General features: G+C 35.4%; 10 protein-coding genes. 3 read left to right on the top strand and 7 right to left on the bottom strand.

Features of this window, described 5'->3' with window-relative positions; all coding sequences use genetic code 11:
- Positions 1–350: 350 nt before the first annotated feature.
- The 4 genes from ACGH6S_RS11695 to ACGH6S_RS11680 all read right to left on the bottom strand — a co-directional run bounded on the left by ACGH6S_RS11695 (position 351) and on the right by ACGH6S_RS11680 (position 3,127).
- Positions 351–800 (bottom strand): SMI1/KNR4 family protein, encoded by a 450-nt coding sequence (locus ACGH6S_RS11695; RefSeq protein ID WP_065610359.1) that lies wholly within the window; start codon positions 798–800, stop codon positions 351–353.
- Positions 801–1,286: 486 nt separating this feature from the next.
- On the bottom strand, positions 1,287–1,655 hold the full coding sequence (locus tag ACGH6S_RS11690; RefSeq protein WP_411578429.1) for a hypothetical protein: 369 nt from the start codon (positions 1,653–1,655) through the stop codon (positions 1,287–1,289).
- 433 nt (positions 1,656–2,088) lie between these two features.
- Complete coding sequence (locus tag ACGH6S_RS11685; protein ID WP_411578428.1) at positions 2,089–2,619, bottom strand: hypothetical protein; 531 nt, start codon at positions 2,617–2,619, stop codon at positions 2,089–2,091.
- A gap of 142 nt (positions 2,620–2,761) precedes the next feature.
- Positions 2,762–3,127 (bottom strand): hypothetical protein, encoded by a 366-nt coding sequence (locus ACGH6S_RS11680; protein ID WP_296303066.1) that lies wholly within the window; start codon positions 3,125–3,127, stop codon positions 2,762–2,764.
- Positions 3,128–3,270: 143 nt separating this feature from the next.
- On the opposite strand from ACGH6S_RS11680, the gene ACGH6S_RS11675 reads away from it, so the two are divergent.
- Positions 3,271–3,468 carry an integrase core domain-containing protein gene (locus tag ACGH6S_RS11675; protein WP_363319071.1) on the top strand — a complete coding sequence of 66 codons (198 nt, stop codon included), beginning with the start codon at positions 3,271–3,273 and terminating at the stop codon, positions 3,466–3,468.
- 57 nt (positions 3,469–3,525) lie between these two features.
- On the top strand, positions 3,526–5,703 hold the full coding sequence (locus tag ACGH6S_RS11670) for a hypothetical protein (protein ID WP_411578427.1): 2,178 nt from the start codon (positions 3,526–3,528) through the stop codon (positions 5,701–5,703).
- A 58-nt stretch (positions 5,704–5,761) separates the two neighbouring features.
- On the opposite strand, the gene glyA is transcribed toward ACGH6S_RS11670, so the two are convergent.
- The gene (glyA, locus tag ACGH6S_RS11665; protein ID WP_411578426.1) at positions 5,762–7,018 is read right to left on the bottom strand and encodes a serine hydroxymethyltransferase; all 1,257 of its coding nucleotides are present in this window, start codon (positions 7,016–7,018) and stop codon (positions 5,762–5,764) included.
- Between the two features lie 401 nt (positions 7,019–7,419).
- Between glyA and ACGH6S_RS11660 the strand changes: the two genes are divergently transcribed.
- Entirely contained in the window at positions 7,420–7,602 is a 183-nt protein-coding gene (locus tag ACGH6S_RS11660) for a hypothetical protein (RefSeq protein WP_296303069.1), read from the top strand.
- A gap of 76 nt (positions 7,603–7,678) precedes the next feature.
- On the opposite strand, the gene ACGH6S_RS11655 is transcribed toward ACGH6S_RS11660, so the two are convergent.
- Complete coding sequence (locus ACGH6S_RS11655) at positions 7,679–7,834, bottom strand: hypothetical protein (RefSeq protein WP_411578425.1); 156 nt, start codon at positions 7,832–7,834, stop codon at positions 7,679–7,681.
- Positions 7,835–7,943: 109 nt separating this feature from the next.
- A partial coding sequence (locus tag ACGH6S_RS11650) for a hypothetical protein (RefSeq protein WP_411579544.1) occupies positions 7,944–8,969 on the bottom strand: 1,026 nt, incomplete at its 5' end.

Genomic DNA, 8,969 nt, shown 5'->3' with positions numbered 1-8,969 from the left:
TTCAGTCATTTTTTTCATAATTAAATCCCCTTTTCTTTTATCATAGAGAATTTTCTACTTTTTTGCTGTACTATTTTGGGGGATAGTTACATCCTGAAGATGATGTTTACCAATCAAATTGGTATAAATAATTCACTGAATAGCTACGTTTTATTTGCAATACTCACCGTTATCAATAAAAGAAAACAATAATTTTGAAATATCTAATTTAATTAACATGTTAAACAACATTCGTCCAAGCAAATAAAAAGGACTCCATATTATCTCAATCAAAGTCTAAAAACGAATCACTTTCATAATAAAACATGTAAAAACTAAATAATTAATTTTTATAAAATTTTTGCTATAAGTTATGTGCGTAGATTTACATATTCCTCAAAAAAACTGTTGAATGACGGTGCGAGAACATTTGATATTTTTCTTGAAAAAAGATCATAATTAACTATTGTTCCATAAGTATTTCTTCCACAATCAACACACCAACATACATCATCATCTCTAAAGTAAATAACAGCCATATCTAATGGTAACGCGTATTCATTTCTACATAGGCAAGTATCATAATAAATAGCGCCTCCTGACTCAACCAAAGCATCATTATCAACTATACCTGACAATTCTTCTCCAACAAGCCCTCCACCACCAACTAATAAAATAAATTCTTTTAACTCGTTTGGTAACGACAATTTTAAATTATTTTCAAGTATATTAATTTGTGATTCATCACAAGCTCCAAGCCAATACACTTCATCTTGAGCCTCATGATTTAAACGCATAACAAGATTTTTAATACTACTCATATAATTACCCTACCTAAAATCGAATACTTTCAATTTCCAATATCCTTTTCTAAATTTATGATACTGCCTATCTAGTCATTTATTTTTGGTTAAATAGATGAATTCACTGTTTTTGAAGTACCTAGATTAATATCTGAAGAATTTTATATAACTTACAACTAAAGCCAACCTACTAATATCATACTGATACAAATTAATCCCACTCAACAACCAATCAAATCTAGCTAAATAAAATTACCTATGCTCAGCTCATAATACTTAAAAGTATTGTAATGCAGGCTGGTTTATCCGTCTAAATATTGTCCATGATACCTGAAATTTTGCTCTATTAATTGGTGTTCAATTTTCTGAATCCATTTTCCCCATAATTGATAACTGCATTACCCTTGTCTACGCCGTCTAGCTGCTACGATTTAATACATTAAATAAAATGGGCTAAGCAATTTATTAGAGATAATTAATTCTTTTATTAAGTTATAATAATAATTATATTCGAAATTTTTTATTTTTATAGGTTGACCACAAGTGCGTGATAGCCCAATTTTTATATTTCTTAGCAATAAAACTCTTAGCTATTATCTCAATATCATCAGAAATTCGGGAAGATATTTCAAAATTATTAATTATTTTAAAAGATTGTTTAAAAGCCTTTTCTCGTAACATATTAATAAATTTCACTTCATTCGCATTAAAGTCACACATTTTCAAAGAATTAAAAACATTCATCCACTGATAATCAAATTCGGATTCATCTCTTAAATCCAATGCATTATCAACGTCTAATAATTTTAAAAAATTGAAATTTGTTGAAGTAGATAAATAGTCATCAATTTCGATAAGATTTTTGTCATTCATTTCATTAATCCTAGTTCTTTAAACCAACTTTTCATGAAATTAGCAACTTTAGAGTATGTTACAAAAATACTCAAATTATAAATTTGGGATTAACTTTAATATCATCTAGGCCTGAATATGCTCTATGATATGCATCAAACAATTTTTACTGAAACTATAAAATCGTTTTGTAATGGTTAAATAACATTTCTTTCCGCATTATAAGCGACAGTAGCAAACTAGGATACTTTTCGCTTAAAGAATAAAGCTGATCTAGCCTTAAAATTTCCCCTTACAGTCAACAATCTGATGTTTTTCGATACGTAGGGCTAGGGCGTTATAAAGGTGGTACAAGGATAGCACTAGTGGTCTGTTTGCTTTTTTATAAGATTTAGAAAATCAACATGTTATTTTTCTTTATAACATCAATTAAGACATTTTACTCGGATTATATTTAATAAAGCCTGCAATCTGAGCGTGGTTCAATTTCTCTTATACCAATTTTACTTACTTTTTCTAAGATCAAATCATAGCAATAAAAAATATCCTCATTTTTTTTTAAAATTACTCCCTCCAGACAGACTTTATATATTCCTTTAGGAATATCGGTATTATTCCAACCAGTATATTCTTCCCACTCCCAAAAAACTGACATATCAGCAATATATAAATCTCCAGTAACATTAAGATAAAAATATTTATCACTGAATATAATGGATCTATTCTCATTACAAGGAGTTTCATTTAAAAACAAACGAACAACGTAGCCACCATCATCAATACCCATGATAGGTAAGGCAATTCCTTCATCAAGCACAGAATCACCTTTGCCTGTTGTAGTAAATTCTTCAAGAATATTTTCTCCATTATTTATTTTTCCCCCAAAGGGGATAAATATCCCTGGATAGTCGAAAATAATTAACCCATTAAAATCTACATCAACGTATATTGTCTTAACCACTTTTACCTCTTGGTAATTTTCCACAGTTGTTCATTATTAAACCATTTTAATAATTTTGTATGAGCTTCTTTCAGCGAATTCATTAAGTACCTAAATATATTTTAAAAGCAATTGGTATATAAATAATAAAATGTAAAAGATAAAATAAATTCTTTACTTTTAGCTATTAATCATAGACACCAATCTCTTCTGCTTTTGCAATTAACTCATCTTGCAATGAACCTTGTATTTCATCTCCATCATACTCAAGAATGAAATCACCACTAATATTTGGAGGAAAATGTGAACCATCTATGGTGCCAAAAATTGCTGACATTGTATCTATCATTACTAAACGTAAAAAGTTAAAAATCTTCTTTTGTTCCTCATTTGATAGTTTGATAATAATACTTCTTGCTCTTGCATAAGGATCATCGCCGTTTATAGGCTCACTTGAATTACTTAAATTATTTTTATAATATTCAAGTCTTTCATTTAAAAGCTCATCTAAAATTGAGTTGACGATTAATTCATCTTTTCCTATTTTATTCATTTAACAACCTCCTTTTCCATTAGGTTTTATTTTTCACTCGGTTCAACAGCACTATATCATAAAGAAAACGTAGCATTCACCGATTTGTTAAAATGTATAATAATCACATAAACCAAAAAGCCACTAAACCTAACTACCAATAAATAAATGGAAAAGCAGAAAGAGTGGTACGAACTTTAATGGAGATATGGCATAATCAGCAAATATCCGAAGACTCAAAAAATAGAAAACAAAAGTTTAAGCGATTTATTAGCTATTATAATACAATTAAATCTCATCAAGCGATATCCAGTAAAAAGCCTTATGAGTTTTTAGAGGGTTATTTTAGTCATGAAATGTAGACAACCCACTGTTTTCTTTTAACAAAGATATTATCAAATTTTTGTGTGGAGATTATTATGAGCCATATGTGGACATTTCAACGTGTTGGTGGGCTTGATCAAGTCGTATTTAAAAGTGCCAGTGATATTATTAATTTACCTGATTTAGATCCTAAATTATGGGTCGCTCTAAGTTGCCCAACAACAGGGTTGGATTTTGATGAACGAACCTTATCTCTACTCGATTCAGATAATGACGGACGTATTCGCATACCTGATATTTTAGATGCCATTAGCTGGACTTGCGATAAAATCAACTCATTTGATAGTATCTTAAGTACAAGTGAAACACTACCATTATCACAAATTAACTCATCGACCCCGCAAGGAAAAAAATTATCGGTCACCGCACAAAGCATTTTAGCTAGCTTAAATAAAAAAAATGTGGATTATTTAACACAAGATGATATACAACAATCAATAAAAATCAATGCTGACAAACTTTATAATGGTGATTTGATCTTTCCTCCATCAAACGAATTGTCACCAAACATGCAAATGTTTATTACAACAGCAATCAAAACTACTGGTGCACAAAAAGATATGAGTGGGCAAGATGGCATTGATTTAAACATAGCAACCACCTTTGTTGAAAATCTACAAACTTGGTTACAATGGCAAACAAAAATAAGTAATACGCAAACCCCATTTGGTGAAAATACCGCAGAAATTTGGAAACTAATTCAGCTATTAAAACCCAAAATTGATGATTATTTTTTACGTGCTGAATTAGCACAATACGCTCCTCAAGCACAAACGGCACTTAATGTCGACGAAAAATATATTGTACCAACACAAAACGGATTACTATCTGAAGAAGAATTAGCCGAATTACCGCTATCCAAAATCGACACAACTGATACTCTAGATCTAGTCAATGGGCTAAATCCACTTTGGAAAGCTAAAATCAGCCGATTTAAGGCATTAATAGAATCATCATTATCCAACCCAGACCAACTAACACAACAAGAATGGCAAAATATACAACAAAGCTTGCAAGCATATACCTCACTTATTAGCACTAAGCCCGAAATAGCACACTTAACTGTTGAAATTGAGCCTTCGGCCAGTATAGATGATATTCCTATTAGCATCATTACCAACCTAGCTAACAATGATTTACTGACCGAATTTGAGAAGATGGTTGAACAAGATAATCAAACACCGATATCCGCATCAGATATTCTCGTGTTAGAAAAATTAGTCCTATTTCATAAACATCTTTACCGTTTGCTAGTTAACTTTACCTCTTTTGCAGACTTCTTTCAGCCTGAAACACGAGCAGCATTTCAACTTGGTGAACTCTACATTGATGGTCGCTGTGCAACACTTTGCGTTGCGGTCGATAATATTGCCAAACACGCAACCATGGCAAATTATTCTGAACTCTGTTTACTTTATTGTGAATGCACTAGACATGGACAAAAACAGCTAATTGCAGCAGCAATGACAGCAGGACAAGGTGATTTATTAATTGAAGGTCGCAATGGTGTGTTTATTGACAATAAAGGTAACGATTGGGATGCCAATGTTGTGAAAATAATCACTAAGCCAATCAGCATCCAACAAGCTATTTGGGCACCTTATCAACGTATGGGGCGTGTGATTACCGAACAAATAAACAAATGGGCAAGCAGCAAAGATGTCGATGTCGAAAAATCAAGCGAACAAGCACTACAAAATCCAGCTAATAAATTTGATATTGGCAAAAGTGTGGGGATTTTTGCTGCAATTGGGTTAGCCATTGGTGCAATTGGCACTGCATTAGCCTCAATATTCCAAGCCATTTTTGCGCTAGCTTGGTGGCAAGTGCCTTTGGTTTTTATTGGATTATTTTTGATTATTTCAGGCCCTTCTGTTATTTTAGCATGGTTAAAATTACGTCGAAGAACGCTTGGACCATTACTAGAAGCATCAGGTTGGGCAATTAATGGGCAAGTTAAAATCAACTTAATGCTAGGAGGCTTGCTCACAAGCAAAGCACAGCTCCCATCCAATGCAAAACGTAATTTGCATGACCCAATGAAACAACGACACCACAAACTTGCTATCATTTTTTGGTTAGCTATCTTGTTCGGTATTGGGATTACAGGAGGCTGGTTATGGCATGAAGGCTATCTTGACCATTATATTGAGGCACACAAACAAGAACAGATACAGCATAAAACCGAAACAAACACCAATATTGACAAATAAAACCAACTTAAAAAATATTTCGCCGACAATTGTGGCTGTCGGCGAAATTAAGCAATAATCAATGCTGGTAAACTGGCAAGCGTCGGCAAATACCTAATACCTTTTCTTTCACGGCTTGGATGTTTTGCTCGTCATCGATATTATCTAAAACATCACAAATCCAATTAGCTAAATCTCGCGATTCGGCTTCTTTAAAGCCTCGGCGAGTAATAGCCGGCGTACCAATGCGCACACCAGATGTTACAAATGGACTTTGTGGATCTTTAGGCACACTATTTTTATTAACGGTAATATTAGCACTACCTAAAGCCGCATCAGCTTCTTTACCTGTGATATTTTTATCGACTAAATCAATTAAAAACAGATGGTTTTGTGTTTCGCCAGAAACTACCTTATAGCCACGTTGCAAAATCACCTCGACCATAGCTTTAGCGTTTTTCACCACTTGTTGTTGATAGATTTTATACTCAGGCTCCATCGCTTCTTTTAACGCAACTGCTTTAGCGGCAATTACATGCATTAAAGGACCACCTTGCGCTCCTGGAAAGACAGCCGAATTTAACTTTTTATATAATTCTTCACTACCACCTTTAGCCAAAATCAAACCGCCACGAGGACCACCTAAAGTTTTATGAGTTGTAGTAGTAACAACGTGTGCATAAGGAACTGGATTTGGATAAACACCTGCCGCAACTAGCCCTGCCACATGCGCCATATCCACAAACAAATAAGCGCCCACACTATCGGCGATTTCGCGCATACGTTGCCAATCCACCACCCCAGAATAAGCCGAAAATCCACCAATAATCATTTTAGGTTTAGATTCTTGGGCTGTTTTAGCCAACTTGTCATAATCAATACGCCCTGAATCATCAACTCCATAATCCACAACATGATAAAGTTTACCCGAAAAGCTAACGGGCGAACCGTGCGTCAAATGCCCACCTTCAGACAAATTCATACCTAAAACAGTATCGCCTGTATTTAAAAGCGCCATATAAACGGCAAAATTAGCTTGTGAACCTGAATGCGGTTGCACATTAGCATAATCAGCACCAAATAAAGCCTTAGCACGATCAATTGCTAATTTTTCAACAACATCAACATACTCACAACCACCATAATAACGTTTTCCGGGATAACCTTCGGCATATTTATTGGTTAATTGCGAACCTTGCGCTTGCATTACTCGTGGGCTGGTGTAGTTTTCTGATGCGATCAGTTCAAGGTGATCTTCTTGGCGCTGTTCTTCACCTTTAATAGCATTCCACAATTCCGCATCATAATCGGCAATAGTCATATCTTTACTAAACATGTTGGATCCTTATCATCAATTATTTAGTTTGTCAGATTTTGCTTTATCGTTAGCAAAAATGGACATTACACTTATATGGTTACTTAACAACCAAACGATTTCAATCTTTTTTTATGAGTTATAAGTAATATTAATACATTGCAATAAAAATAGTACTGCAACTTTTAAAAGAAATAACTCACATAAATAACATTGCTTAATAGCATCATTTGAACAATTCAAATCTAGTCATAAGAATACTGATTTTATTTAGCATATTTAAAAAAACAATAAAATCAATAATTTTATATAACCAACTTTTGTAGGGTAACTGTATTGTTTTTTATAAAAAATAACTTATAAAAACCACTCAAGGTTATGTTGTCTGTTTTGTTTCGGCGTCTGAATGTGCCGACAACAGAGTGAGATTAGCACGCCAAACAGGGATGTTTGGCGAGTTTGTACTACGTCTGACAAATTTGTCTGGAACAAATTTGACCATCTTAGCAAAGCGAAGATGGTCTCGAAAAGGCGAGTGTCAGGATGATACAAGTAATCCCACAAACGGTGCGTTAAGACCGATCGACGGCGGAGGGGCGCCGTAGACACATTATGCGCTAAAGCGTGGGATTGCAAAAGGAGTTCGCTCTAATTCCCCTTGCTAGGACGTATTCAAGATAGCTATTTTATTCCCCAAAGGTCAATACGTCCGAAACCTTGCCGAACTAAAATAGACCACAGCTTTAAACCGCCACAGCGTAATACTGGACTACCTGCCACGCTTTCTGCGTCGGCGGAGGGGGGCGGCGCTATTGTGGCTGTGCCACAACTGCGCAACCCTAAGGGAAACGCCCCAACTGCCGCGGGGCTTTATTCTTTTTTATATTATCCTCTCAAGCACCATAACCGCCCCGCAGCCTAAGGATTAAGAACTAAACGCTAAAAGTTAAGGTGTAGTGCAAACAACAGGATAAGTGTAGCTCCCAAGGGTGATGCTGGTGAAGCCGCTGCCCGATTCGATACCAAAGTGGTCTCTACCGAATGCGTCGCTTGTATTGTAGGTGTAGTAATCGAAGTCCGCATCAGCGTAGTTGATCATGAAGCCCCACTCCGTGAAAAGTCCAGCGCCTATTTGTCGCTGATAATTATTTTTAGATGACGATGGCGTGGCGCCATCTATACCATTTATACATGGGAAATAATCACTATCTACACCACACTTCGCATTGGTTAAATCCTTTACCTGTGGCATTCGATAACCCAAACTATTACACCACGTTGTTTGAGCTGAGAGGGAACCCATTTTATTTCCTCGGCTAATAAACCACTGCCTCAACACAAATCCATACCTAACCTCATTACCACTTCTATCACTTCCCACCAATTCAAATTTCTGCGGTAAAGATGGTACGGTAATTCGACTTGGATTAGAATTGTCCCACTGGTTTCTTGCCTCTGGACCATGCAACGTTACCCGCGTTACATTCTGGGATTTATCCGTAATCCACATATCAGCTTGGACTGTACGTCCATCCGTGGCTGTGAATGTCCCTGTTAGCGGCCTTGTCCAACTCACCGTTGCCGTTATATCACCACGAGTGGTAACTGTCCAACTCAACTGGCTTGCATCTACCCCAACTATATCCAAATCAAAATACAAGCCATCTGCACCTGTAGTAGGAAAATTTCTGTCGTAAGATGATGGACTTGTTGACTGAACTAAAAAACCCTTAGCTGGATCCCATATGTTAGCAGGACCTGCGTAGATTTTATCGTCCCAACCCAAGCCAGTTGTTCCACCCAACAACAAATTTGGCCTGACCGAACAAATAACAGGCTGTGACGGTAAAGTGATATAATACTCCGCTGTTCCTCCACTAAAAGTACTACTATTAGGCATGCCATAACGAGTCTCTAAAGTTCCCTCTGAACTATCTAAGGTTACCTTATAAGGTGCATTACATAGACTTAA

Source organism: Gilliamella sp. BG3, from assembly GCF_046635605.1.
GTDB classification, from domain to species: domain Bacteria; phylum Pseudomonadota; class Gammaproteobacteria; order Enterobacterales; family Orbaceae; genus Gilliamella; species Gilliamella bombi.
Note: the sequence above shows the minus strand (reverse complement) of the source record. Positions and strands in the feature narration are given on the sequence as shown.

Bases quoted from the DNA above. Each gene is read 5' to 3' on its own strand.
- ACGH6S_RS11695 (WP_065610359.1), bottom strand. From the start codon at position 800: ATGAGTAGTATTAAAAATCTTGTTATGCGTTTAAATCATGAGGCTCAA.
- ACGH6S_RS11690 (WP_411578429.1), bottom strand. From the start codon at position 1,655: ATGAATGACAAAAATCTTATCGAAATTGATGACTATTTATCTACTTCA.
- ACGH6S_RS11680 (WP_296303066.1), bottom strand. From the start codon at position 3,127: ATGAATAAAATAGGAAAAGATGAATTAATCGTCAACTCAATTTTAGAT.
- ACGH6S_RS11670 (WP_411578427.1), top strand. From the start codon at position 3,526: ATGAGCCATATGTGGACATTTCAACGTGTTGGTGGGCTTGATCAAGTC.
- glyA (WP_411578426.1), bottom strand. From the start codon at position 7,018: ATGTTTAGTAAAGATATGACTATTGCCGATTATGATGCGGAATTGTGG.